At 44.6% G+C, this 24,843-nt stretch carries 23 protein-coding genes and 2 pseudogenes; 8 read left to right on the top strand and 17 right to left on the bottom strand.

Annotation, left to right across the window (positions count from 1 at the left end; translation table 11 throughout):
- Positions 1 to 53: 53 nt before the first annotated feature.
- Together HAP68_RS08855 and HAP68_RS08850 are read left to right on the top strand one after the other, a co-directional pair.
- Complete coding sequence (locus HAP68_RS08855) at positions 54 to 761, top strand: response regulator transcription factor (RefSeq protein WP_024085373.1); 708 nt, start codon at positions 54 to 56, stop codon at positions 759 to 761.
- A 2-nt stretch (positions 762 to 763) separates the two neighbouring features.
- Positions 764 to 2,164, top strand: coding sequence for a sensor histidine kinase (locus tag HAP68_RS08850; RefSeq protein ID WP_024085372.1), 1,401 nt, complete (start codon positions 764 to 766; stop codon positions 2,162 to 2,164).
- Between the two features lie 51 nt (positions 2,165 to 2,215).
- Here HAP68_RS08850 and HAP68_RS08845 read toward each other — a convergent pair whose 3' ends face one another.
- Positions 2,216 to 2,527, bottom strand: coding sequence for a magnetosome magnetite crystal formation protein family (locus tag HAP68_RS08845; RefSeq protein ID WP_014305088.1), 312 nt, complete (start codon positions 2,525 to 2,527; stop codon positions 2,216 to 2,218).
- A 468-nt stretch (positions 2,528 to 2,995) separates the two neighbouring features.
- Between HAP68_RS08845 and HAP68_RS08840 the strand changes: the two genes are divergently transcribed.
- Together HAP68_RS08840 and HAP68_RS08835 are read left to right on the top strand one after the other, a co-directional pair.
- Positions 2,996 to 4,495, top strand: a complete 1,500-nt coding sequence (locus tag HAP68_RS08840; protein ID WP_024085371.1) for a cellulase family glycosylhydrolase — start codon at positions 2,996 to 2,998, stop codon at positions 4,493 to 4,495.
- A gap of 86 nt (positions 4,496 to 4,581) precedes the next feature.
- A pseudogene (locus HAP68_RS08835) lies at positions 4,582 to 5,174 on the top strand (alpha/beta hydrolase family protein); the annotation flags it as partial.
- A gap of 691 nt (positions 5,175 to 5,865) precedes the next feature.
- Here HAP68_RS08835 and HAP68_RS08830 read toward each other — a convergent pair.
- The 11 genes and pseudogenes from HAP68_RS08830 to HAP68_RS08780 form a co-directional block, all read right to left on the bottom strand.
- Positions 5,866 to 7,494 carry a YndJ family protein gene (locus tag HAP68_RS08830; protein ID WP_024085366.1) on the bottom strand — a complete coding sequence of 543 codons (1,629 nt, stop codon included), beginning with the start codon at positions 7,492 to 7,494 and terminating at the stop codon, positions 5,866 to 5,868.
- Positions 7,488 to 8,096: a DUF4166 domain-containing protein gene (locus tag HAP68_RS08825; protein ID WP_024085365.1), complete on the bottom strand. Its 609-nt coding sequence runs from the start codon at positions 8,094 to 8,096 to the stop codon at positions 7,488 to 7,490. Before HAP68_RS08825 ends, HAP68_RS08830 begins: the two co-directional genes overlap by 7 nt.
- Entirely contained in the window at positions 8,093 to 8,908 is an 816-nt protein-coding gene (locus tag HAP68_RS08820; protein WP_003153945.1) for a hypothetical protein, read from the bottom strand. Before HAP68_RS08820 ends, HAP68_RS08825 begins: the two co-directional genes overlap by 4 nt.
- A 205-nt stretch (positions 8,909 to 9,113) precedes the next feature.
- Positions 9,114 to 9,410, bottom strand: a pseudogene (locus HAP68_RS08815) (MFS transporter); the annotation flags it as partial.
- A gap of 66 nt (positions 9,411 to 9,476) precedes the next feature.
- Positions 9,477 to 10,478: a substrate-binding domain-containing protein gene (locus HAP68_RS08810; protein WP_024085363.1), complete on the bottom strand. Its 1,002-nt coding sequence runs from the start codon at positions 10,476 to 10,478 to the stop codon at positions 9,477 to 9,479.
- 83 nt (positions 10,479 to 10,561) lie between these two features.
- Positions 10,562 to 11,398, bottom strand: coding sequence for an SDR family oxidoreductase (locus HAP68_RS08805; RefSeq protein ID WP_024085362.1), 837 nt, complete (start codon positions 11,396 to 11,398; stop codon positions 10,562 to 10,564).
- Positions 11,395 to 12,471, bottom strand: coding sequence for a mannonate dehydratase (gene uxuA / locus HAP68_RS08800; RefSeq protein ID WP_024085361.1), 1,077 nt, complete (start codon positions 12,469 to 12,471; stop codon positions 11,395 to 11,397). Before uxuA ends, HAP68_RS08805 begins: the two co-directional genes overlap by 4 nt.
- Position 12,472: 1 nt before the next feature.
- Complete coding sequence (locus HAP68_RS08795) at positions 12,473 to 13,108, bottom strand: bifunctional 2-keto-4-hydroxyglutarate aldolase/2-keto-3-deoxy-6-phosphogluconate aldolase (RefSeq protein ID WP_003153952.1); 636 nt, start codon at positions 13,106 to 13,108, stop codon at positions 12,473 to 12,475.
- Positions 13,109 to 13,121: 13 nt separating this feature from the next.
- A complete protein-coding gene (locus HAP68_RS08790) occupies positions 13,122 to 14,141 on the bottom strand; it encodes a zinc-binding alcohol dehydrogenase family protein (protein ID WP_024085359.1) in 1,020 nt (339 codons plus the stop codon).
- Between the two features lie 29 nt (positions 14,142 to 14,170).
- Complete coding sequence (locus HAP68_RS08785; protein ID WP_024085358.1) at positions 14,171 to 15,127, bottom strand: sugar kinase; 957 nt, start codon at positions 15,125 to 15,127, stop codon at positions 14,171 to 14,173.
- A gap of 203 nt (positions 15,128 to 15,330) precedes the next feature.
- Entirely contained in the window at positions 15,331 to 16,749 is a 1,419-nt protein-coding gene (locus HAP68_RS08780; RefSeq protein WP_003153955.1) for an alanine/glycine:cation symporter family protein, read from the bottom strand.
- A 376-nt stretch (positions 16,750 to 17,125) separates the two neighbouring features.
- Here HAP68_RS08780 and HAP68_RS08775 point away from each other — a divergent pair, with 376 nt between their 5' ends.
- Both HAP68_RS08775 and HAP68_RS19635 read left to right on the top strand, forming a co-directional pair.
- Complete coding sequence (locus HAP68_RS08775) at positions 17,126 to 17,479, top strand: hypothetical protein (protein ID WP_003153956.1); 354 nt, start codon at positions 17,126 to 17,128, stop codon at positions 17,477 to 17,479.
- A gap of 24 nt (positions 17,480 to 17,503) precedes the next feature.
- Complete coding sequence (locus tag HAP68_RS19635) at positions 17,504 to 17,629, top strand: hypothetical protein (RefSeq protein WP_003153957.1); 126 nt, start codon at positions 17,504 to 17,506, stop codon at positions 17,627 to 17,629.
- 51 nt (positions 17,630 to 17,680) lie between these two features.
- Here HAP68_RS19635 and parC read toward each other — a convergent pair whose 3' ends face one another.
- The 3 genes from parC to HAP68_RS08760 form a co-directional block, all read right to left on the bottom strand.
- Complete coding sequence (parC, locus tag HAP68_RS08770; protein ID WP_024085357.1) at positions 17,681 to 20,104, bottom strand: DNA topoisomerase IV subunit A; 2,424 nt, start codon at positions 20,102 to 20,104, stop codon at positions 17,681 to 17,683.
- Between the two features lie 2 nt (positions 20,105 to 20,106).
- The gene (gene parE / locus HAP68_RS08765) at positions 20,107 to 22,074 is read right to left on the bottom strand and encodes a DNA topoisomerase IV subunit B (RefSeq protein WP_014305073.1); all 1,968 of its coding nucleotides are present in this window, start codon (positions 22,072 to 22,074) and stop codon (positions 20,107 to 20,109) included.
- A gap of 423 nt (positions 22,075 to 22,497) precedes the next feature.
- Positions 22,498 to 22,905 carry a CoA-binding protein gene (locus tag HAP68_RS08760; RefSeq protein WP_007410316.1) on the bottom strand — a complete coding sequence of 136 codons (408 nt, stop codon included), beginning with the start codon at positions 22,903 to 22,905 and terminating at the stop codon, positions 22,498 to 22,500.
- Positions 22,906 to 23,056: 151 nt separating this feature from the next.
- On the opposite strand from HAP68_RS08760, the gene plsY reads away from it, so the two are divergent.
- Positions 23,057 to 23,638 carry a glycerol-3-phosphate 1-O-acyltransferase PlsY gene (plsY, locus tag HAP68_RS08755; RefSeq protein WP_003153964.1) on the top strand — a complete coding sequence of 194 codons (582 nt, stop codon included), beginning with the start codon at positions 23,057 to 23,059 and terminating at the stop codon, positions 23,636 to 23,638.
- Between the two features lie 88 nt (positions 23,639 to 23,726).
- Entirely contained in the window at positions 23,727 to 24,014 is a 288-nt protein-coding gene (locus HAP68_RS08750) for a HesB/YadR/YfhF family protein (RefSeq protein WP_003153966.1), read from the top strand.
- Between the two features lie 32 nt (positions 24,015 to 24,046).
- On the opposite strand, the gene HAP68_RS08745 is transcribed toward HAP68_RS08750, so the two are convergent.
- Together HAP68_RS08745 and HAP68_RS08740 are read right to left on the bottom strand one after the other, a co-directional pair.
- The gene (locus HAP68_RS08745) at positions 24,047 to 24,346 is read right to left on the bottom strand and encodes a hypothetical protein (protein ID WP_003153968.1); all 300 of its coding nucleotides are present in this window, start codon (positions 24,344 to 24,346) and stop codon (positions 24,047 to 24,049) included.
- A 15-nt stretch (positions 24,347 to 24,361) separates the two neighbouring features.
- Positions 24,362 to 24,778: a YbgC/FadM family acyl-CoA thioesterase gene (locus HAP68_RS08740; protein WP_003153973.1), complete on the bottom strand. Its 417-nt coding sequence runs from the start codon at positions 24,776 to 24,778 to the stop codon at positions 24,362 to 24,364.
- Positions 24,779 to 24,843: the final 65 nt, after the last annotated feature.

Below are 24,843 nucleotides of genomic sequence, written 5' to 3'. Positions count from 1 at the left end.
ATACACGGACATTGGGTATAATAATGACAATGACTTCAAGGAGTGATCAATATATGTCACGGCTTCACAGCAAAGTATTAATCATAGACGATGAAAAAGAAATTTCGGAACTGATCAAAACCGTATTAATAAGAGAAGGCATTGATCGCGTAGTGACCGCTTCAACTGCCCGTGACGGATTGACTCAATTTCATCAAGAAAATCCCGATCTTGTGATATTGGATATCATGCTGCCAGACGGTGAAGGCTATGATATCTGCAAGCAAATAAGGGACATTTCACACATTCCTATTATCTTTTTGTCTGCAAAGGGGGAGGAAACGGATAAAATTGTAGGACTTGCCATCGGCGGGGACGACTACATTACAAAACCTTTCAGCCCTAAAGAAGTCGCATACCGGGTCAAAGCGCAGCTGAGACGGGTCTCTTACTTACAGCCTTCTCAAACCGGAACCGTGATAAAAAAAGGGCCATTTGAATTAAACCAACAACAAGCCGAGCTCACCAAAAATGGAGCGGCTATTGAGTTAACACCTAAAGAACTTATGCTTATGGCCTATTTTCTGCAGCATCCCAATCGGGTGATCAGTAAAGAAACACTCTATCAAGCTGTATGGGGAGAAGACTTTTTCGGTTCTGACAACACGGTGATGGTTCATATACGCAGGCTCCGTGAGAAAATAGAAACTGTCCCATCAAAACCAGACTTTCTCGTCACTGTGAAAGGGTTAGGCTACAAATTTGTTGTAAAGGATGCGTAAGGATGAATTGGCGATTAACAGGCAGATACATGGTATCTGTCATCATAGTGACCATCATTACAGTCTTCATTAATTTAATTATTTTTATGTTTTGGCTCGTTTTCCAGGCGAACACCCAACATGACGAAGAAAGTACACCGGAAACTTTCACAAGATCATTCGGACAATATGTCACGTTATCGAACAAGGGTATCACAGTAAACAAAGAGGGCCAAAAAGCTTTAAAAGAGCAGAATGCATGGATTCAAATATTAGATGAAAACGGACAGGATGTTTATCATGATAGAGAACCTAAAGGACTGAAGAAAAAATATACGCCTATTGAAATTGTAAATTTACATAAATATAAGGATGAACAATTATTATCAACCATTTACGCCGGCGGAAAAAAAGTAAACGGCAAGGAGTACAGTTACTTTATAGGGTTTAAAAATCCCTCTCTCGGAAAATTTGTCCTCTCATATGATACCAAGGAATTTGTGACGAAGTTCAATACAGGAACCATCATATTATTATCAATAGATGCATTGATCGCGTTACTCATTGGCTATCTATTCAGCCGGCAGCTCACAAAACCGCTCGGCCGTGTCATTCAAGGAATCCAGCGGTTAGCTAATGGAGATTATACGATCAAAATGAAATCCAAAGGCATTTATAAAGATGTGTTCTATAATGTCAATCACTTATCGGAACAACTATCTTTAAGCAAAAAAGAAAAAGATAAATTAGAGCAAATGCGTGAAGAGTGGATCAGTCATATTTCTCATGACATTAAAACACCATTAGCATCTATTCAAGGCTATGCAGAAATCATCAAAGATCCGAATTATCATCTCACAGTCGAACAGATCAGAGATTACGCCCGGATCATTGAGAGTAAATCGCTCTATATGAAAGATGTGATGGAAGATTTAAACTTAACGACAAGGCTGAAAAACAACGATGTGATGTTAAATAGAGAACGGGTAAACCTTGTATCGCTGCTGCGGGAAACGTTAATTGATATTTTAAACGATTCCAGATATGCGGATAAGTCCATTGAGCTTCAAACGAACCTGGAAAAGCTGATGCTGAACCTTGATACGATATTGATTCGGAGAGCGGTCACGAATCTCATTTTAAATGCCCTCGTTCACAATGATCCCGATGTGAAGATCGTTGTACAGCTTGAACAAAAAGAACGAACTCATGTGACAATTAAGGACAACGGCAAAGGGATAGAAGAAGAGGAGCTGGAAAAAGTGTTTGATCGCTATTACAGGGGGACAAATACAGGAACGACGCATGCAGGCTCTGGTCTTGGAATGGCCATAGCAAAGGATATTATCCAAAAGCACGGAGGGGACATCACCATTCACAGCACCGCGGGAGAAGGGACAACGATAGATATACAATTATCATAATGGCTATACAAAAAAAACGGTTCTGCTGATTAATAACAGAACCGTTTTTTCCTATTGTTCCGAAAACACTTTGATTCCTTTGACAATGTTCCAAATGAAAAAATAGATCGCCACAAGGAATGTAACAGCATAAGTCGCAAGCAGGAAAGGCCCGGCATGTCTGATATCATTCATACCAAGTAAACCTGAAGCGATGATGCCAATTCCAAAAATCAAATAAGGAATCAGATGCGTCCACAAAGATTTTTTCGCATGTTCTTTCACATCGTCCCGGCTTAAGAAATAGACGATAATCGGAAACAGAAACGGCGCAAAAAATATACTGAAGTAACATAATGAAGACAAAATTTTATTTTCTCTCAAACCTTTTCACCTCTATGATTTATTGAAGGGGGAATTCTTCTGGCTGAATCCCACACTGAAGTACAATCTTATTGTACAACTCCAACCTTAACCCGTATTAATCCGAACCTTACATCAACCTTAAATTAACAAGGACGGGCAAGGGCTCGTCTTCTTACAGCAATCATAAGATTCAATGCCATATTGAGACTCATCACATTACATTTAGAGCGTCTACGTCGGAAATACATTTAATTTTTCGATTCGATTGAAAAATAACGTGTAAAGTCCCGATTCAGTCCAGTTTTCTTTGTTCTATATGTGTCAGGTGTGTCTTATTCAATAGAGTTAGAGTAAATTGACAGGCTTTTAAACCTCCCAAAAACAAGAAATTAGGTTGATAGACAATCATGAGAAAGATTTTTACAATGAGTTCGAGCTCATAAGAAGTGAAGAGCCAAAATAATGCGAAGGAGGAAAAGATCAGATATGAAACGGTCAATTTCTATTTTTATTACGTGTTTATTGATTACAGTATTGACAATGGGCGGCTTGCAGGCTTCCCAGGCATCTGCAGCAGGGACAAAAACGCCAGTAGCCAAGAATGGGCAGCTTAGCATAAAAGGAACACAGCTCGTAAACCGGGACGGCAAAGCGGTACAATTGAAAGGGATCAGTTCACATGGCTTGCAATGGTATGGCGATTTTGTCAATAAAGACAGCTTAAAATGGCTGAGAGACGATTGGGGCATAACCGTTTTCCGCGCGGCGATGTATACGGCAGATGGCGGTTATATTGATAATCCGTCCGTGAAAAATAAAGTAAAAGAAGCGGTTGAAGCGGCAAAAGAACTCGGGATATATGTCATCATTGACTGGCATGTCTTAAATGACGGCAACCCAAACCAACATAAAGAGAAGGCAAAAGAATTTTTTAAGGAAATGTCAAGTCTTTACGGAAACACGCCAAACGTCATTTATGAAATTGCAAACGAACCAAACGGTGATGTGAACTGGAAGCGTGATATTAAACCGTATGCGGAAGAAGTGATTTCCGTTATCCGCAAAAATGATCCAGACAACATCATCATTGTCGGAACCGGTACATGGAGCCAAGATGTGAATGATGCAGCCGATGATCAGCTAAAAGATGCAAACGTCATGTACGCGCTTCATTTTTATGCCGGCACACACGGCCAATCTTTACGGGATAAAGCAAACTATGCACTCAGTAAAGGAGCGCCTATTTTCGTGACGGAATGGGGAACAAGCGACGCGTCTGGAAATGGCGGTGTATTCCTTGACCAGTCGCGGGAATGGCTGAATTATCTCGACAGCAAGAACATCAGCTGGGTGAACTGGAATCTTTCTGATAAGCAGGAATCATCCTCAGCGTTAAAGCCGGGAGCATCTAAAACAGGCGGCTGGCCGCTTACAGATTTAACTGCTTCAGGAACATTCGTAAGAGAAAACATTCTCGGCAACAAAGATTCAACGAAAGAACGCCCTGAAACGCCAGCACAAGATAACCCCGCACAGGAAAACGGCATTTCTGTACAATACAAAGCAGGGGATGGGGGTGTGAACAGCAACCAAATCCGCCCGCAGCTTCACATAAAAAATAACGGCAATGCGACGGTTGATTTAAAAGATGTCACTGCCCGTTACTGGTATAACGCGAAAAACAAGGGCCAAAACTTTGACTGTGACTACGCGCAGATTGGATGCGGCAATCTGCCCCACAAATTTGTGACGCTGCATAAACCTAAGCAAGGTGCAGATACCTATCTGGAACTGGGTTTTAAAACAGGAACGCTGTCACCGGGAGCAAGCACAGGGAATATTCAGCTTCGTCTTCACAATGATGACTGGAGTAATTATGCACAAAGCGGCGATTATTCCTTTTTTCAATCAAATACGTTTAAAACAACGAAAAAAATTACATTATATCATCAAGGAAAACTGATTTGGGGAACAGAACCCAATTAGTTAAGCTTTAGGCGGACATCAGCAACGATGTCCGCTTTTATTATCTTAAACAGCAATACATGGAGGTTTACGTGAAGGAGTAGATATTATCAAAGGATTTTTCGGATGTTATTATGGCGTTTTCTGAAGATCCGGAGATGATGGCGTTGGCTGGTAAGATGGTGATGCGTCCTGACGATGAAACTGCCATTGAGATGTGCCAAAACGTGCTTACACTTCCGATACTTGACAAGTTAACAGAGTATAGTGAATTACAGCAGAAGATGTAAGGTATGCAGCCGATTATCTTGTCAAAATTCCATCTTTAAGGACAGATTGTTGCTTAACATCGGCACGGGCATAGTCGGACATTCTTATGGCGGGGCTACGACGGCGATTGTTTGCCGAGACGACGACCGGTTCGCCTGCGGGATTGGCTTGGATAGCGGAGCGTTCGGCCTTCAGGGCAGCGACCTTTTATTTCTCTGTTGATCGTGCTGCGCATTTAGATTACTGCGATATCGTGTTTACCAGTGTGAATGAGGAACTTAGAGGCGAACGGAATGCCACGGAGATGCGAAATCTTGTTACAGACTATACGAAGAACTTTTTTGATCATTACATCCTGCAGAAAGCTGCAGGTGTGGAAAGTCTGGCATACGATGGCGTGGACTTGATCAAGAAGACCAGCAACAAGTGACATAACCGATGAAAATACTCAAACTGAAAAACCTTTATAACCAATTAAGGACGTAGAGGTTTTTTAATATTACCTTACAAAAAGGGGATGCTGTTAAGAATATGGACCCACTTTTATATTCTCTTCACAATTTCTAGTTTACATAATATATATTCTGGGAAGTTATAAAGAGAAATGAATTATAAGTCTCATGAACCAAGTATACTTTAGTTATTGAGACAAAGAAGAGAAATTTATAACTGCAATAATCGCACATTGTGTTATTGCAGTTATTGCGTTACACGTATAAAAATGTTTACAGCGCTAGTTTTGATTCAGCTGAAAAACCTAACGAAGCAAGCTTGAACAGCCGCCAGCCAGAGCACTGCCACGAAATAAAATCCGGCTGTGAGCCCAGCCAATCATTTTTAAAAAAATCCCGCAACCAAGGTCCCCCGAAAATACCGAGTGCATAAAGCGCCTGGTATGCCCCATCGATGTTGCTCTCATGCCCGCCAGAACAGACTCAATCGACATTCCAATATGCCGTCGTGAAGCCAAACATTGTCGTAAAAATCATGCCATGGGCTAAAATGGACAAAAACAAGATTTTCAGCAGGGACATCTGCCCGGCTGCCTTCATCATGCCGCTCAATGTAGGAATCTTTGCATGAGAAAAAGCCGCCTAATGAACAGACGGCTCTGCAGCTTGTTATTCCATTCGGTTACCTGCGGAAGCATGAGTGATCCGATAATGCACAGTTAAAAATTTCAGTCCGAACAGCCACATATGATGAACGGCCTTCAGGCTTGTTTCGCTCTGGGCTGAAATAAGAAATGTCTCTGCCAGCGGAAGATGACACGTCCCCCATTTCGTCTGCAGATAAATCCCTTCATCACCCGCTCCGCTTTTTCGCCGTCTGCTTGTCAAAACAAGATTCTGCTTACGCGCATAAGGTTTTAAAATGCCCGTCATTTGGCCGTACGGCAGCGGAAGAGAGATATTCATGTATCCTTCCCCTTTTGCCCTGTACGCTGAATACAGCGCAGTAAAAACGGTTTCCTGCTTTTCATTTGTTCTGATCCACGCACGGACATTTTTTCTGCCGTCTTTATCAGAGTCAACTCCTATAATATCACTGTGCATGATATACCAATCCGGATTCATGGACAGATGAATCTGCCCCGCTCTTCTGCTGAACGGCTCGTACACGCGCGCGAACGGACGAAACCAACCGCTCCACGTCACTTTCGCCATGATGTCATAATCAATTGTCTCTTCATAAAAGGAAATAACGGCCGGCGCCAGCTTTTCAGTTGAAAAGTCTTCAGAATGCAGTTCTCTCAGCTGATCCTGAAGGCCGGTATAATGGATGTCATTTGCTGCATGAATGTCAGTCAAAAAATCTTTGCCTATCGTTCCCTTCCCGTAAATTCTGCTGAACGTTCTTTCACTGTTCTCATCGAACGGTCTAGGATTTTCTATTCTCCACCCCGCCAAAGCCGGCAGGATAACGCCGAATGCATTGACGGCCCCGTGAATCCAAATCATCTGGCTGATCGTGAGCGTTGCCTCCTCGCGGTAGACACCGTACGAATATATCAAAGAAAAAGCAATTGTGATCATTAACACAGCCGAAGAACTCCTGATCAAGATCCTGCCTGTTTTCGTAACAAACGGCGCCTTAAAGACGAGATATGCATTTACATACAGACCCGCAAGATACAGAGCGACAGCAATCACATCAAGTGTCTTTGAAAATGTAATCCCCAAGGCAATTAGGACCGGCGAAATCAAAATAATGACTGTGCTCCACCGGTAAAGTCCGCGTTTCTCCCGTATGATCCTGCCGAGCAATCCGTTAAAGATCGGAATGAGAAAAGCGGAATAGTGAAAGTGCACCGCCGTCAGCAGAACGATAAGCGGGCCGAAATTCAGGACGGGAATCTCAAGGACATATGCGAAGAACCAGAATCCGCCCCCGGCCAAATAAATGAAACCCGCCATAACTGACATCTCTTCTGTTCTGTGAATATTTGTTTTCATCAGCCGGCGGACAGCATACAGTGCCAGTCCAAGCGTATAAATGAACCACACAAAGGCAAAAAAGCTGAAGCCTGTGACAAGCGCAAGCGCCGCACATATAGCGGCAACAGGATAACTCCGTAACCACACATTCTCTAAGGTCTTTGACGGCCGAAAAGCAAAGCAGAATACAGCGGGAACGAAAAAAAGCACGGAAAATAAAACAAATGTCTCAGCCGCTGATATATGCGGAGCTTCAGCCGCCGCAAATCCCAAAAAGCAAACAACGCTTACCATGAGATGACGCTTCAGCATGTTTCTCCCTCTGTTTCCCGGAAAGTCCCCCGGTAAGAGAAAAGCGTGCCGAGTATCCGGTTTTTCACATGAACCTTTATGCTGAAGCAATTCATTTCCTCATCATAAGCCTCATAAACGGTTGAATTCCCGCACAGCCATGCCGGAAGCGGGATTTTCTTTCCGCCTATCAGGAGCCACTGCCTTCCGGATGTAATAATAAGCCCTCCGTCTGAAGACGCTTCTAAATGCAGTTCAGACAGTAGGATGTGAGGTTTGCCGAAGTAATCAAGAATTCTGTTTTCCCGCTCATCATATTCCATGACCGCATCAAAAAAACGCGTTTTGCCTTTAAAGAAAAAGGTACGATTCCATTCCACGCCATTTTGCCTGTTTTTGTTTTCGATAGTAAAAGGGATATCGTTTCCCCTCTCTGAGAAAAAACATCTGAAAAAAACACCGCTCTTTAAAAGCATTCTGACAAGAAAAGAACCTCCCTTTATTTCTGACATAACGCCTTCTCCGCAAAACGTGCGTGATCCGTCAAATCTGTACCGTTTCTGCAGCATCGGGTGCAGTGATTGATAATGAGTAATCGTTTTTTCATACATTGAATCCGTCATTTCACTTCTCTCTTTCGTTTTGTATGCCAGGCGCTCGGCAGCTTGAGCTTAAGAATCATGCCGGCTATCGTAAGGACTCCTAATGAAATCAAGAATCCGCCGCCGGAATATAACAGTGCCGTTACACAAAAGAAGACTGACTGCCCGGCGTGAATCAGCCACTTTCTCCGCATGGGAAGCAGCCATAATACCCCTAACCCTGTCTCCAGCGTTCCCCTCACGATCTCTGCATCGGCACAGCCATCATGAAAGCCTTGAAAAAACCAATACAGACTGAATACGAGGCACATACAGACATAGACAAATCCGAAACGGACCGATATCTTCGGATGTCTGTTTTGTTCTATCCAAAGCCGCAACGCATCAAAGCTCCATGCGGTAGCCCAGCTTAGCAGAGGACGAAATAAAAACCGGTCTATCCAACTTCCCGGCAGACCGCGGGCCGTTTCATATTGATATTGAGTCAAAAATGAGGTTTGTCCGTTATCCCGCTCTATATACTTCCAGTAGCCCCTGCCTTCTTTTATAAGTGACAGCGGATGATCAGAGGCAAAAGCGAGCGAAGACACTCTTTCTGACAAGCGAGGCCTTATGTCACCTATTGATTCGCCCGTGCCGGATACCTTCAGCCCAAAACCGATTCGTGTTTCATATAGAAATCTCTGCGGTTCATCTGGCAGCCTATGAAGATATGTAATGTCAGAAAAACGCAGATCCCATTCTTTATGAAGATGCGGGTTTTGCGTATATTCCCAAAGCGTTTCTATATCAGATGCAATATTGATTTCGACATATATCGGCTTCTGTTTCATGCTCCCTCCTCTTCCCTTCTTTTGTAAACAATTCCTATATTATCATAGGAACAGATCAAGCGGGAGAACGAAAAGGCCATCCCGTTATCGGCAGGACAGCCTCAGTGGCTTTGATGACTTATGAATAAGGTATCGTGTCTTTTTTATCTTCAGAAACTGTTTGAATGATAATCGGACGCACAAAACGGATTACCGCAGCCGAGGCCAAAACAGCTAATCCGCCTGCAAGCAAAAACGCCCCGCTGAAAAGAGACCAAACGATCATCGCCGTACACAATGTCAATTTAGCCCCGTACCGGTCAGATGCAACACCGCCGAGGAAGTTACACACAGCGTATCCGACAGAAAAACTGCTGAAAATCAGCCCCATTTGGGTTGCAGACAATGTGATATCCTGCTGTATGAACGGTGCTGCAATAGATAGCGCTGAGCGGTCTAAATAGTTAATCACCCCGGCTGAAAATAAAAGAAGAATAATAGGGAATCTATCCTTTGAGAACATAAAATCCCTCCCTCTTATTTCATAATTTAAATTGCCGGAGTAAACCGGTTTATGTAATGAAACCGGTTATCCGGATTGCCTTGCCAGAAGCGCCGGTTTATAGCGGTGAATCCGTTTTTCACCGCTATCTTTTTCTTGTATCTGGCAAAGAAGAAGGCTTCCCGCTTTTCGCGCCATTTCTGCCGCAGGCTGGACGATCGTCGTAATCGGAGGAGTAAAAAAACCCGCAAAAGGAACTTCATCAATTCCGATGACGGCTGCCTTATCCGGGATTGTCATATCATGCTCCTTCATATACTTCAGCACCTCAACAAGAACGATATCGTTTGCCGCCAATATCGCTTTCGGAGGCTCCTGAAGTGAGAACAGCTCTGACAAAACATTGGAAATATCAGCCGCATCGGCTGTTTTGATATATTCGTTCCGCACCATCATCCCGTGGCGGTCAAGCGCCTTTTTATACCCTTCAATCCGCTCTACCCTCGGACTGATTTCCCGAATAATGGACGTCGTAATAATCGCGATTCTCTTAATGCCGCTCTCGATAAACCGGTCAACGGCAAGACCGGCTGCATGATGGTTATCAAGCATCACTGTCGGAATCCCGAGTTCTTCAATGGTTCTGTCCATAAACACGACCGGAAACGTATCGCGTTTCATCTTTTCATATAAGGAGAGATTTTCGCCCGTCGGAAAAATAATAATTCCGTCCACCTGCTTGGCCCTGAGCATTTCAATATATTTCTTTTCTTTTTCCGGTTCATCATCCGCATTGCAGACAATAATATGAAATCCTTGTTCATGAAAATAGTCTTCCACCGCCCTGATGACCTGAGTGGAAAAGGTGTGAAGAATATTAGCCACCACCACACCTACCGTAAATGTTGATTTCTGTTTTAAGCTGCGGGCGACGAAATTCGGCTGATAGTTCAGCTCATGAATGGCCGCTTCTATTTTTTGTTTCGTTTTCTCGCTCATATAGTCATAGCGCTGATTTAAAAATTGAGATACGGTGCTTTTAGATACGTTTGCATATTTCGCCACATCAGAAATTGTAATGGTTTTCATAGACTCATCCCCGTCTGTCTTCATTTTTCACTAGTATAAGTCAGAAGTAAATAGTTTACAATCTGACAGGGAACTGGATTCTGTCACACTCCCGAATAAGCCATAAAACCTCCGTCGACGGGAACGGTGACCCCGGTGATAAAGCCTGAGCATGAATCATCCGAAAGCCACAGGAGCGTTCCCAGAAGGTCTTCCGGTTTCCCGAAACGTTTCATCGGTGTATGTGCCATAATCTTATTGGATCGGTCTGTCAGACTTCCATCTTCCTGTAATAACAACTCACGGTTTTGCGCAGTCAAAAAGAAACCCGGAGCGATGGCATTCACCCGCAGCCCTTTTTTCGCGAAATGAACAGCCATCCACATCGTAAAATTCTGAACCGCCGCCTTAGCCGCGCTGTAGGCAGGCACCTTTGTCATCGGTGTATACGCGCTCATAGAAGAAATATTAATAATCGCGGGACATTCCGCCTTCAAAAGGTCTTTTCCAAACACTTGCGATGCCAGAAATGCACCGGTAAAGTTGCTTGAAAATACGCTGGAAAACCCCGTTTCGTCCATATCAAAAAATGATGGGCCCTGCTCATCCTCTTCATACGTCTCATTGGCAGTGATCGCATCAGCGTGGTTTCCCCCGGCTCCGTTAATTAAAAGATTGACAGAACCGAACCGGCTGATAATCTCGTCTTTTGCCTTTTCGAGCGAATCACGGGCTGAAACATCAGCCGGTACAGAAACCGCGGTTCCTCCAGCGTCAGCAATCTCGCCCGCCGCACGCTCTGCTTTATCAGCATTCCGGCTGACGATCGCAATTTTCATCCCCTGCCGTGAAAGCTCCTTTGCCATTGCTGAACAGAGAACACCGCTCCCGCCTGTTATGACAGCGGTTCTTCCTGATAAACGTTCATGAATCGTTCTCATCTCTTCACCTCTTTCTCATGAGACGAGAACGCATCCCACAGTCCGCTCAAGTACATAATTCCTAAGGCACGATCATATAAACCATAGCCCGGCCGGCATTGTTCGCCCCAGATATGACGGCCGTGATCAGGCCGTACATATCCTTTGTAGCCTTGGCCGTGCAATTCTTTTACCACACCGGTAATATCAATGGACCCATCACTGGTAAAATGCGAAGTTTCCGTAAAATCACCGTTATCGCAGATTTTCACATTTCGTATATGGGCAAACGGCGCAGCTCCCGCATAGTGTTTGGCGATCTTCACCATATCATTGGCGGGATCCGCTCCCATCGAACCCGTGCACAACGTAATACCGTTGGCGGGTGAATCTGAAATCTCTCGCAGCTTTTCATAACTTTTCTCACCGGTGATAATACGGGGCAGGCCAAAAATTGACCAGGGCGGATCATCCGGATGAATGGCCATTTGAATGCCGTGTTTCTCCGCTACAGGAAGGATTTCATGTAAAAAGAATTCTAGATTGGCCCAAAGCTGTTTTTCACCGACCGTTTGATAGGCTTCAAACAGTTCCTTGATCCGGGCCATTTTCTCCGGCTCCCACCCGGGAAGCGTCAAATCAGAAGATTCTTCAACCGTGCGGATCAGTTCCTCCGGAGGGAGACTTTCCACTTTCGCTTTTTCAAAAAACAAAGCAGTTGACCCATCCTCCAGTGCGCGGAACATATCAGTACGCGTCCAGTCAAAAATCGGCATGAAATTGTAACAGATGACTTTCACGCCGAATTCGGACAGATTACGAATGGTCTGTTTATAGTGCTCAATATATTGTCCGCGTTCTTCATGGCCGAGTTTAATGGCTTCATGAACATTCACGCTTTCCACGACTTCTGCATGAAACCCATAGGATTGAATGAATCTGACTTCCGCTTCAATGTCCTCCTTTTCCCATACTTCGCCCGCGGGCTTCTGGTGAAGAGCCCAGACGATGCCTTTGACCCCGGGAATTTGTCTGACATGTTCAAGCGTCACCGTATCATTACCTTGGCCGTACCAGCGAAACGTGATATTCATGTTACACCCCCGTATATTCGTTTTTTCGGCAGACGTATTCTTTGCTGAGGGATACGGCAGCTTCATAGCCGCCCTTTTGATATGCTTTTGTCAAGTCGCTTCCCACTCCGACCGCGACCGCTCCGGCAGAAAGCCAGTCATTCATGCTGTTTAATGAGATACCCCCGGTCGGCATAATACGGACATTCGGCAGAGGGCCGTTGACCGACTTGATAAATGAGGGATTAAACGAATTAGCGGGGAACAGCTTTACCACATCACATCCGGCTTCGAGCGCCAAAGCCATATCAGACACGCTCATGCATCCCGGCAGATACGGTACGCTGTACTGGTTGCATAGAGATGCTATCTCTTTTACAAAATGAGAGCTGACGATAAATGAGGCGCCTGATAAAATGGCGTGTCTCGCTGTTTCGGTATCCATTACAGAACCGGCTCCAAGAAGAATATCTTGATGCCGGAGTTCCTTAAAGACATCTTCCACTTCAGGAGTTGTGTATGTAAGCTCAATGGCGCTGATACCTCCTGAAATGGCCGCTTTTGAAACTTCAAGCGCCTCTTGGCTGTTTTGTCCCCTTATGACAGCCACCACTTGTGCATGCAGAAGTTTTTCGTAAATGGCGTACTTAGGCAGCATTCTCGCTCCTCCTTTAATCAAACGTAATGATTGCTTTTCCCACCTTGCCCGGGTGCTGTTCGATCAACTGAAATGCTCGATGGACGTCATCTGCTGAAAATGTATGTGTAATAAGACCGCCGTGCGTTAACAGGCCTTTATTCAGTAAGTCTGTAATGTACGGAAACTGATTCGTCTGCAATCTTGAACCGGTGATCGTGACTTCCTTTTTTGTGATCGGAAGCTGAGAAATGCCGGCAGTCCTCTCATCAAAACCAAGCACAACCACATGACCGGCCGGAGACACTGCGTCAATTGACGTTTCAAACGTTGAGGGGAGACAGACGGCATCAATGACGACATTAGCGCCTTCATTTTTTATCCATTCGTTCACCCGCAAAACGGGATCTTCTTTTTGCGCGTTGACGGTAACATCCGCACCGTTTTTTTCAGCGAAGGCCAAGCGTTCATCATTCAAGTCGGTTATCATGACGGAAGCGCCTTTGAACTTTGCCATTTTTAATATGCAGATTCCGATCGGCCCCGCTCCTTGAATCAAAACGGTATCTTCCTTCTCGACACGGCCTCTCCAAACGGCCTGGGCGCCGATCGTATATGGTTCTGCCATGACCGCTTCCTCCCAGGGTAGATCGGGCGAAACAGCATACAGCTGCTTTTCCGGAAGCACGATATATTCCCGCATCCCGCCATCTTCATGAACGCCGAACACCGAAAGCGCTTTGCAGACGTTCGGACGTCCTTTCCGGCAGGCATAGCATGTTCCGCAATAAGATATCGGTTCAATCACTACCCGGTCACCCGGCTTGAAACGCCGGATATGAGAACCGGTCTTTGCGACTTCCCCTGTGACTTCATGTCCGATTACTCTCGGCAGGGAAGCTAACGGATTTGCCCCATGATAAATATGCAAATCTGATCCGCAAATTCCGACCCGCTTCACCTTGACAAGAACATCATCCGCGTGGACAACAGACGGTTTCTCACATTCCGTCACCATCAGATCAAATGCTTTCCGTACTTGAACCGCTTTCATTTTTTCACCCGCTTTTTAAGTTGTGCTTGCTACCGTTCAATCACAGTCTCTTTGTTTACAAATGACAAAACCTCTTCTAGGCAGGGAAGCCCTTCATTGTCACCGGAAACTGTGGTGACGAGCGCACCGACTGCATTTGCAAACTCCAGACGTTTTTCCGGTTCAAAATCATGCAAATAACTGTACAGGTAGCCGGCATTAAAGCCGTCACCCGCTCCTACCGTGTCGACAGGCGCAACCGGGAAAGCCTCTTTGTGAACCCACTTATGATCATGATACAGCGCAGAACCTGCTTCACCGTCTTTTATGACAAGCTGACTGATTGAATAGCTCTCTGCAAACCGGGCTAATGCTTCATTTTCTCCTATACCTGTCAGCTGTTTCATTTCGTCCCGGCCCGCCAGAAGAATATCAGTATGCGGAAAGATTTGATGAAATGCCGCACGTGCCTCCTCAATCGTCCACAGCTTCAGCCTGATATTCGGATCAAAAGATACGGGAATCTTTCTTGCTTTGGCGATAGAAAGCACCCTTTCAGCAATTTCAAGATTTTTCTTATCAAGCGCGAGGAACACACCGGTAAGATGAACGATGTGAATGCCGTCAAACATATTCTCAGTTATATCTTCCGGTGCAAGAGTCAGAATTGGTGAATTGAAACGATAATAAAACGTCTTGCCTGAACCGTCATTTCTGATCTCTTTGACATTTAAAGATGTAGGAAAGCCTTCAACAAAGGAGACGTCAGTCACATCAATTCCTTCTCCTTTGGCAAACTGATAAATCACTCTGCCGAACTCATCCTTCCCCAGTCTGCTGACCCACTTTGAGTGCAGGTTCAATCTGGCGCATGCAATCGCAAAATTCAGTTCAGCTCCTCCTGCTTTTCGTTCAAAATGGGTAACAAAACGCAAAGGTCCTGTGCTTGCGGGATTTAAGGTGATCAACGCATCACCGATCGTAAAAATGCCATAATCAGAAGCCACATCAATACTCCTTTCCTTTAAGACTAAATCGGTTTGGTAAACCGGTTTAGTTAAACTTTATATGAAAGCACTTACATACACAAGAGAAAAATACAATAAATTCAAAAAAATCTGTTCTCAGTAAAAATAACCCGGTTTTTCACATAAAAAACCCCTCACAACAAAATGTAAGGGGGTTTTTTGAAAATTGTATGCATGTTTCCTCAGTTAGCAGTCTTACGTTCAGGGCTTGTACCTTCTTCTTCCGCCCATGTTTCAATATGCTTGAGCTCCGGAGTATTCTCGGCTTTGAATACGGGATCAAGACCTTTTTTGCGCTGAGCGGCATAATCCTTATAGATCTTGTAGGCTACATTACTCAGCAGTAAGATTGCCACTAAGTTAATGAGAGCCAAGAGTCCCATAAACAAGTTTGCCATGTCCCAGACGATCTGGAAGTCAGCCAAACATCCGTATACCACCATCACTACGACGAATACGCGGTAAATATTAAGCCATGTTTTGCTTGTTTTAATAAATTCAATATTCGTTTCACCATAGTAATAGTTGCCGACGACTGAGCTGAATGCGAATAAAAACATCGCAATCGCAATAAATGTCGGCGCCCATCCGCCGAGATGGTGCTGCAGTGCGGCTTGCGTCACTTGGATGCCGTCGCCTTTAGGCGTAACGCTGTACAATAAAATGATAAAAGCAGTCGATGTACAAACGATAAACGTATCAAAGAACACGCCGAGGGTCTGAATTAATCCCTGCTTAGCCGGATGCGACACATGTGCAGCTGCTGCGGCATTCGGCGCGCTTCCCATTCCCGCTTCGTTTGAAAACAGGCCGCGCTGCGCTCCGATAATAATGATGCTTCCTAAGCTTCCGCCGACGATCTGCTCAAGACCGAACGCATTTTTCACAATCGTAACAAGCAGCTCAGGTACCGCCGAAATATTTACAATCACGACATACAGCGCGATCAGAATATACATTCCCGCCATAACCGGAACGATTAATTGCGAGACGGAAACAACACGCTTCAGACCGCCGAATATAATGAAAGCCGTTAATACAGCTAAAATGATTGCGATAACTGTTTTATTCACATGGAATGCTTCGTCAAACGCCACAGAAATCGTATTTGACTGCACCGCGTTAAAGATAAGTCCGAAAGAAACGGTAATCAATACGGCGAATAAAATACCGAGCCAGCGGGCGCCCAGTCCCTTTGCCATGTAATATGCCGGACCGCCGCGGAATTCGTCACCGGAACGCACTTTATACAGCTGCGCCAAGGTGCTTTCCACAAAGCTGGAAGCCATACCGACAATCGCTACGATCCACATCCAAAATACTGCGCCGGGACCGCCTGTTGCAATCGCCAGCGCGACGCCGGTCAAGTTTCCGGTTCCGACACGAGAAGCTGCTGAGATAAAGAATGCCTGCATTGAAGACACTCCTTTATTTCCTTGCGGCTTCTCCCCGACGATTCTGAACATTTCAAAAAAGTACTGGAATTGAATAAAGCGAAAACGGAACGTAAAGTACAATCCGATCCCGACTAAAATATAAACAAGATACTTCCAAATAAAATCATTTGGAACATTTATGATTTCACTGATGAAAGCCTCCATGTTTAACCTCCCTTTTACATATCTTTTACTGTCATTTTTGCTGTATATGTTAGATCTTTTAACACAACGGGTATTATTATATCACAACAACAGTGGTTGAGAAGTTTTTTTAAGAAAATGTTTCGGTTTCTTCATCACATCTTTTGCTGTCATGCCCCGTTTTTTATCTTACAGCCTGAAAAATGTTGTCACGTTATAAGGAATGCGTGCATATCATAACAAATAGGTCTTTAAGAAAAAAGAGATGAAAAGATGGATGGAATGGTATATACTTAACCAGGATAATAATTTTTTAAATTTAATAAATGTGTTTACTTTACATTTAAATTAGGGTATTATAATAAAAATATTCAGACTTATGAAGGGAGGAGAACATTTGAAAAAAATCTTGTTTTTAAAAGCTTCTATTTTATTTTTAGCGATTGCAAGCTTTCATTTGCTCTCCATTCCCCATGCGTTTGATACCGCTCATCATTTTAAAGCGGTAGCCGACCAGCAGGAAATGCACGAAATGAAGGCCGGCCAAAATGCTGATGATGAGAAAAAATCGCTGACGGGCTCATATATCTTGACGGCGCTTTTTGCCGCTTCTGTCTCACTGATCGTGATATCAGACAGGAGACGCCCCGCTTCCCGGAGAAGACAGCGAAAGAAAAGCTTTTTAATCGCTAAATTTTATCAGTCCTCGTATTTCGATGAACTTCATGTTCAACATCGCCTATCTATGTAACATAAAATGAGGAGGTTGTTAAACATGTTGTTTATCTTACGAATGGTGATTTTAGGGTTGTTTTCATTCACTGCATTGAATTTATTTGTATGGCAGGGAATCGAAGTCATTCACGCTATCACTGACTTATTCGGCAGCCATGAAAGCTAAATAGTAAAACCTCCGCTCAATGAGCGGAGGTTTTTTATTTTATTTTTACTCTTAAACATCGTATGCAGGGATACGCCATACATCTGTTACCGGCCCTGTCTCATCTTCATCGGTAAAGAAGGAGCCGTTGCTGTATCGGTCATTCGCCCGCAAGGACTTCACGGCGATTTCGATTCTCTCGCCTTTTTCTGTTTCCGCAGTGATCATGTCAGCCAAAGCGCACGCAAATACGCCGACTGCCCGATGCGGGTTCTTTTTAAGCTCACGCAGCATGACGACACCGCGTTTCGCCCTGGATGTTTTTTCGAATTCAGATAGGTTCATCCGTTTGATTGCTCCCCGCTGTGTGACGAGGACAAGCGAATCTGTTTCATGCAGGATTTGCCCTGATACGACGGTATCACCCTCTTTTAAATTTATGCCCTTTACGCCGGCCGCACGGGCACCGACTACATTTACTTCATCTTCACCGAACCATAAACCGTACCCGAGGCGGGTGGCGATAAACAGCTGGCTGCCGCCGTCTGTGACATGAACATCAATCAGCTCATCATCCCCTTTAAGGTTAAGGGCAACAAGCGCTTTCGAGTAACGCTGCGCTTTGTAATGCGTCATTTCAGTTCTCTTCACCATACCGTTTTTCGTCATGAACAATAAATATGAAGATGGATCAAATTCTTTTACCGGTATAGCTTTCACGATGGTTTCATCACGGTCAATCGTGATGATGTTCGTTACGTGCTGCCCCATGTCTTTCCACCTGATATCGGGAAGCTGGTGAACCGGACAATAAACATAGCTTCCCTTATTGGTAAAGAGCAGAAGAACATCCGTTGTATTCATTTCAAATTGGTGAATCAGCCTGTCAGTATCCTTCATACCGAAATCCTGGCCGTTAGAAGCGGCAAATGACCGCTGGCTTGTTCGTTTTACATAGCCGTCTTTTGTGACTGTCACATATACGTCCTCAGAGGCAACCATGACTTCAAGATTGATTTTAATTTCCTCAATCTTTTCTTCAATGACAGACCGTCTGCTGTCAGCATAGGTCTTTTTCAATTTTTTCAGGCTGCTTGTAATGACTTTTAACAGCTTTTTATCATGACTTAAAATGGCTTCGAGCTCCTGAATTTTCTTACTGAGCTCTTCCGCTTCCTCTTTTAGCGCCGTAATATCCGTGTTTGTCAGACGATACAGCTGCAAGGATACGATCGCTTCGGCCTGCGGCTCCGTAAATGCGAATTTAGAAATTAAGTTTTGTTTCGCATCTTTCTTGTCGCTGCTTGCCCGGATGACCGCTATGACTTCATCTAACACGGACAGTGCCTTCATCAGTCCTTCAACGATGTGATGCCGCTCTTTTGCTTTTTGTAATTCAAAGACGGAGCGGTTTGTCACCACTTCCTTCTGATGAGAAATATACGCATCCAGGATGGCCGTAAGACTCATCAGCATCGGCCGGCGGTTATGTATGGCGACCATATTAAAGTTATATGTTGTCTGCAGATCAGTGTTTTTATATAAGAAATTCAGGATGCCTTTTGCATCGGCTTCTTTCTTTAACTCAACGACCACCCGAAGCCCCGTGCGGTCAGTTTCATCCCTGACTTCAGAAATGCCTTCGACTTTTTTGTCTATGCGGTATTCGTCCATTTTCTTAACGAGATTGGCTTTGTTTACTTCAAACGGAATTTCTGTAATGACGATCTGCTCCCGTCCGCCTCTTACGGATTCCACTTCAGCCTTGCCGCGGATAATAATTTTGCCTTTACCGGTTTCATAAGCCTTCCGAATGCCGTCGACTCCTTGAATAATGCCTCCTGTCGGAAAGTCAGGCCCTTTAATCACCTGCATCAAGTCATCGACGGTGCAATCCGGAGATTCAATCCGTTTAATGACGGCATCAATGACCTCACCCAGATGATGAGGGGGAATATCAGTCGCATAGCCCGCTGAAATCCCGGTTGATCCGTTAACAAGCAAGTTAGGGAACATGGCGGGCAAAACAACCGGTTCTTTACTGGTGTCATCAAAGTTCGGAACGAATTCAACCGTATTTTTATCAATATCACGCAAAAGCTCTGACGCGATAGAAGATAATCTCGCTTCCGTATAACGCATGGCAGCCGGCGGATCACCGTCAATGCTTCCGTTGTTGCCGTGCATCTCAATCAGCACATTCCGCACTTTCCAATCCTGGCTCATCCGCACCATCGCTTCATAAACGGAGCTGTCACCGTGCGGATGATAATTACCGATAACGTTTCCGACCGTTTTTGCCGCTTTACGGAAATTTTTATCGAATGTATTTCCGTCTGCGTGCATGGCGTATAAAATTCTCCGCTGCACCGGCTTTAAACCGTCACGAGCGTCGGGCAGCGCCCTGTCTTGAATAATATATTTACTGTAGCGTCCGAAACGGTCGCCGATTACTTCTTCTAACGGTAAATCATGAAATAATTCTGGCTGTGCCACTATTAAACCTCCTCAGCGACCGACAAGTTTTCATTTTCCAAAATATTGCTTTCCTCATCTAATCCGAAGGCAACATTCTTTTCAATCCATTTTCTTCTCGGTTCTACTTTATCTCCCATTAATGTCGTTACACGGCGCTCTACCCGTGCCGCATCGTCGATCTTGACTCTGACGAGCGTTCGAGATTCGGGATTCATCGTCGTTTCCCAGAGCTGGTCTGCGTTCATTTCTCCCAGACCTTTATAGCGCTGGATGGTATATCCTTTGCCGACTTTCTTTAAAACGCCGTCCATTTCTTCGTCGGACCAAGCATATTCAATAATCTCTTTCTTGCCGCTTCCTTTGCTCACTTTGTAAAGAGGCGGAAGGGCGATGAAGACTTTTCCGTGCTCGATTAAAGGTTTCATATAGCGGTAGAAAAACGTTAACAGCAAGACTTGGATGTGCGCGCCGTCGGTATCCGCGTCCGTCATGATGATGATCTTGTCATAGTTGATGTCGTCTATATCAAAATCTGCGCCGACACCGCCGCCGATCGCATGAATAATCGTATTGATTTCTTCATTTTTGAAGATGTCTGCTAGCTTTGCTTTCTCTGTGTTGATGACCTTTCCGCGAAGGGGCAGCACGGCTTGGAATTTCCGGTCTCTTCCCTGTTTTGCAGAACCTCCAGCAGAGTCTCCCTCCACCAGATACAATTCATTCTTCGCCGGATTTCTGGAACCGGCCGGTGTAAGTTTTCCGCTCAGCGTCGCTTCTGATTTTTTGCGCTTTTTGCCGCTTCTCGCTTCTTCTCTCGCTTTACGGGCCGCTTCACGGGCCTGGCTTGCTTTAATCGCTTTTTTGACAAGCAGGGTTGCCGTATCGCGGTTTTCTTCCAAGAAATAAGCAAGATTCTCAGAAATGACGGCATCAGCGGCGGATCTCGCCTCACTTGTGCCGAGCTTCCCTTTTGTCTGGCCTTCAAATTGCAGCAGTTCCTCCGGGATACGGACGGAAATGATTGCGGACAAACCTTCCCTGATATCGGCGCCTTCAAGGTTCTTGTCTTTCTCTTTTAAAAGGGCGACCTTTCGCGCATACTCGTTAAACGCTCTTGTCATTGCCGTTTTGGCTCCTGATTCGTGGGTGCCGCCGTCCTTTGTTCTGACGTTATTAACGAATGACAGCATATTTTCTGAATACCCGTCATTAAACTGAAACGCGAAATCGACTTCAATGTCATGATGCTCGCCTTCAAAGGACACCACTTCGCATAAAGCGTCTTTTTCCTCGTTTAAATAAGCGACAAATGCTTCAATTCCGTTCTCATAATAAAATACTTCTTTTACGCCGTTCCGTTCATCAATTAATTCTATTTTCAAACCTTTTAACAAGAAAGCCGATTCGCGCAGACGTTCTGACAGCGTGTCAAAATTATAAACCGTTGCGCTGAACATTGACGGATCAGGTTTAAAATGGGTAAGCGTTCCCGTTTTTTTGGTCGTTCCGATTTTTTCAAGTGAAGTCACGGGCTTGCCGCCGTTTTCAAACCGCTGTTTATAAACATATCCGTCACGCTCAATAGTAACTGTCAGCCACTCCGATAACGCGTTTACGACAGATGCGCCGACACCATGCAGACCGCCGCTTGTTTTATAGCCGCCCTGTCCGAATTTCCCCCCGGCATGCAGCACGGTGAAAATAACTTCCGGCGTCGGCTTTCCGAGCTTATGCATCCCGGTCGGCATTCCGCGTCCTCTATCCTGAACGGAGATGCTGTTGTCCTTATGTATCGTTACGATAATATGATCTCCGTAGCCGGCAAGAACTTCATCGACGGAATTGTCGACGATCTCATATACCAGATGGTGCAGGCCGCGTGCGTCCGTCGAACCAATGTACATTCCCGGTCGTTTTCTGACGGCTTCCAGGCCTTCAAGCACCTGTATGGCATCTTCGTTGTAATCAAATTGCTGTTTTCTAGCCAAACGTACAAACCCCTTTCAAAAAACCTGCTCTTAATCATTCTCTTTTTTAAATGTTTTCATGTCTTTGTTTTTCAGTATGCGCAAGCTTCGGTCCAATTCTCCTCGGACTCACAATTATAACCAATATGCTTGATTTCGCAACATATTTAAGCGAATGGCTCGTTTTTTAGGCCGCAAGACATACATTCGAACGGCTTTTCATCTTTTTGGTGCCCTTTTCGGCAGATAAGAACATGAGTTCGCTTTCTATTATATAGCTTTATGCCGGCCATCGCAAACAGACTGCAAACCCCTGTATAAAGGGGTTTCTAAAAAAGCTGTTCATGCTTTATTGTATCTGTTTCATCATCATACGCAAAGAGTATTCTTTCAATAAAAAAGCAAAAACCCCTGATTTGCCAAGGATTTTTGCCTTTTTTGTTCCTATTTTATAACAGCGCGGGCGACTTTTATACATAAATCCATTACAGCCGTCCGTCCTTTGTCTGTAATCATGCGATACGCTTCTTCATTTGCAAGACCCTGCTGCGCCCAAAAAACGGGAGCGTCCGTCTGTAAAAATTCTTCAGCAACGCCGGGAAGCTGCTCAGAGCGTCTGAACACATTCACGATATCAATCGGTCCCTCCACGTCTTTTAATGAAGCAACGGCTTTAACGCCAAGCGCCTCATCAATCGTTGGGTTGACGGGAATAATTTCATACCCTTCATCCTGCATCGCTTTGGAAACCATGTAAGAAGTCCGGTCGGGACGGTCTGACAGCCCGACGACTGCGATCCGTTTGCTCCGGTCCAGAATTTCTTTAATCTCTGATTTTGAAGGATTTTGCATCTTTACCATCTCCTTTTGATATATTGTACATGACCGCTTCGCCGGAATCAAAAAAAGCGATTTGTCAGCTTAATTCTCAAAAAACTTGTCATCAGACGGTAACAACTCGTGTTAAAATAGAGTGAAGGGACATTGAAAAGGAGAAATGTAGATGTTGATTGCTTTATTGATTATTTTGGCCTATGCAATAGGCAGCATCCCGTCAGGTTTAGTCGTAGGCAAACTTGCGAAAGGGATCGATATTAGAGAACACGGAAGCGGCAATTTGGGCGCTACAAATGCTTTTCGCACGCTTGGCGTTAAAGCGGGATCTGTCGTCGTCGCAGCCGATATTTTAAAAGGCACCCTGGCCGCGGCGCTCCCATATTTACTGCACGTCCCCATTCATCCTCTTCTCGCAGGGGTGGCAGCAGTGATCGGCCATGTATTCCCCGTGTTCGCAAAGTTTAAGGGAGGCAAAGCCGTAGCCACATCAGGGGGCGTCCTGCTGTTTTATGCTCCGCTGTTATTCGTTACGATGGTTGCAGTATTTTTCGTATTTTTATTCCTTACGAAATTTGTTTCTCTGTCTTCAATGTTAACAGGGATTTATACGATTATTTACTGTCTGTTTGTAAAAGACCCTTATTTATTAATCGTAGTGACGCTCTTGACCGCGTTTGTTATCTACAGACACAGGGCAAACATCAAACGGATTATAAACAAAACAGAACCGAAGATCAAATGGTTTTGATGAAACTTCAATTTTGACATCAAAATGCCATATTCGTTTATAATAGAGATAATTTCTTTATATGAGAAACAAAAAGGGAGTGTTCCGGATGAACATGAAAGTAACGAAAGGCGCGCTGGATTGGTACAAAGAAGAGCTCGATCTGGAAACAGGCGACCATGTCCGTTTCTTTGTCCGTTACGGGGGATGCAGCAACGTTCAGAAAGGCTTTTCTCTCGGCATTTTAAAAGACCTGCCGATGAACATCGGCACCAGCACGGAAGTTGAAGGCATTACCTTTTTTATTGAAGAAAGCGACTTATGGTACTTTGATAATCACGATTTGTCAGTCACATATTCAGATCAGGCAGAAGAGCCGGTATTTGATTACGTGTAAAAAAAAGAACGCAGCGGATGCGTTCTTTTTTTTTACAGCCTGAACCTTTTTAGGTGATCAGTCAGACGTTCTTTTTCTAATATGCTTCTTTGCGTTTCTCCGAGCAGGTCAAAGTGGGGAAATTCATTTTTATGGTGAATCCACTCCGGCTTCAGCCCGTACTCCGCTCCCCATCTGATCAGTTTATTGAGATCGCTTGAACCGGCCTTCGTCACGGTCTTAGCCTCCGGAAAGCGGTCGTCCAGCCAGTAATGCGTTAAAAAAGCGATTTTCCCTTCCGATACATCCCGCTTCCATCTTTCCAGTTCCTTACGCGTAATTCCAAATGCCATAAGTGCAGCCGCTCCTTATTTTTTTGCCTTTTCGTAAGCGGCATGCCAATCAGGAAAAGCCTTGCGAAACTGAATCGGTTTGAAGCTCTCTTTATCAACGCATATATGAGAGGATGTCGCTTTGATGGCAAGTTCTTGATCCGGATTATAGATGTGGTAGCCGTAAACGGTTTTAAATCCGTTATATTCTTCAATCCAAGTATGTACGACAGCCGTTTCACCGTAGCGGAGCGGCTTTTTATAAGAAATGCTGATATCCAATACAGGGGACAGCACTCCTCTATCTTCCATATCCTTGTAAAGGAATCCGAGTTCCTTAATCAGCGCCGTTCTGCCGACCTCCATCCAGACTAAGTAATTGGCATGATAGACGATGCCCATTTGATCTGTTTCCGCATAACGCACTTCTATTTCTTTTTTTGACACATGCAACGTTCTCTGCTCCCTTTTTATCAGATTAGCCCCATTTTATCACAACGAGCCGGAAAGAGAAAAAA

The sequence above is a fragment of the Bacillus sp. Bvel1 genome, from assembly GCF_014872755.1.
GTDB classification, from domain to species: Bacteria; Bacillota; Bacilli; order Bacillales; family Bacillaceae; genus Bacillus; species Bacillus velezensis.
Note: the sequence above shows the minus strand (reverse complement) of the source record. Positions and strands in the feature narration are given on the sequence as shown.

What these genes read in the sequence shown, in the direction of transcription:
- HAP68_RS08810 (WP_024085363.1), bottom strand. Translation starts at nt 10,478, where the DNA reads ATGAAAACCATTACAATTTCTGATGTGGCGAAATATGCAAACGTATCT.
- HAP68_RS08840 (WP_024085371.1), top strand. Translation starts at nt 2,996, where the DNA reads ATGAAACGGTCAATTTCTATTTTTATTACGTGTTTATTGATTACAGTA.
- HAP68_RS08830 (WP_024085366.1), bottom strand. Translation starts at nt 7,494, where the DNA reads ATGCTGAAGCGTCATCTCATGGTAAGCGTTGTTTGCTTTTTGGGATTT.
- HAP68_RS08820 (WP_003153945.1), bottom strand. Translation starts at nt 8,908, where the DNA reads ATGAAACAGAAGCCGATATATGTCGAAATCAATATTGCATCTGATATA.
- HAP68_RS08855 (WP_024085373.1), top strand. Translation starts at nt 54, where the DNA reads ATGTCACGGCTTCACAGCAAAGTATTAATCATAGACGATGAAAAAGAA.
- HAP68_RS08850 (WP_024085372.1), top strand. Translation starts at nt 764, where the DNA reads ATGAATTGGCGATTAACAGGCAGATACATGGTATCTGTCATCATAGTG.
- HAP68_RS19635 (WP_003153957.1), top strand. Translation starts at nt 17,504, where the DNA reads ATGTTGTTTATCTTACGAATGGTGATTTTAGGGTTGTTTTCATTCACT.
- HAP68_RS08750 (WP_003153966.1), top strand. Translation starts at nt 23,727, where the DNA reads ATGAACATGAAAGTAACGAAAGGCGCGCTGGATTGGTACAAAGAAGAG.
- HAP68_RS08780 (WP_003153955.1), bottom strand. Translation starts at nt 16,749, where the DNA reads ATGGAGGCTTTCATCAGTGAAATCATAAATGTTCCAAATGATTTTATT.
- plsY (WP_003153964.1), top strand. Translation starts at nt 23,057, where the DNA reads ATGTTGATTGCTTTATTGATTATTTTGGCCTATGCAATAGGCAGCATC.
- HAP68_RS08760 (WP_007410316.1), bottom strand. Translation starts at nt 22,905, where the DNA reads ATGCAAAATCCTTCAAAATCAGAGATTAAAGAAATTCTGGACCGGAGC.
- HAP68_RS08745 (WP_003153968.1), bottom strand. Translation starts at nt 24,346, where the DNA reads ATGGCATTTGGAATTACGCGTAAGGAACTGGAAAGATGGAAGCGGGAT.
- uxuA (WP_024085361.1), bottom strand. Translation starts at nt 12,471, where the DNA reads ATGAATATCACGTTTCGCTGGTACGGCCAAGGTAATGATACGGTGACG.
- HAP68_RS08790 (WP_024085359.1), bottom strand. Translation starts at nt 14,141, where the DNA reads ATGAAAGCGGTTCAAGTACGGAAAGCATTTGATCTGATGGTGACGGAA.
- HAP68_RS08795 (WP_003153952.1), bottom strand. Translation starts at nt 13,108, where the DNA reads ATGCTGCCTAAGTACGCCATTTACGAAAAACTTCTGCATGCACAAGTG.
- HAP68_RS08805 (WP_024085362.1), bottom strand. Translation starts at nt 11,398, where the DNA reads ATGAGAACGATTCATGAACGTTTATCAGGAAGAACCGCTGTCATAACA.
- HAP68_RS08825 (WP_024085365.1), bottom strand. Translation starts at nt 8,096, where the DNA reads ATGACGGATTCAATGTATGAAAAAACGATTACTCATTATCAATCACTG.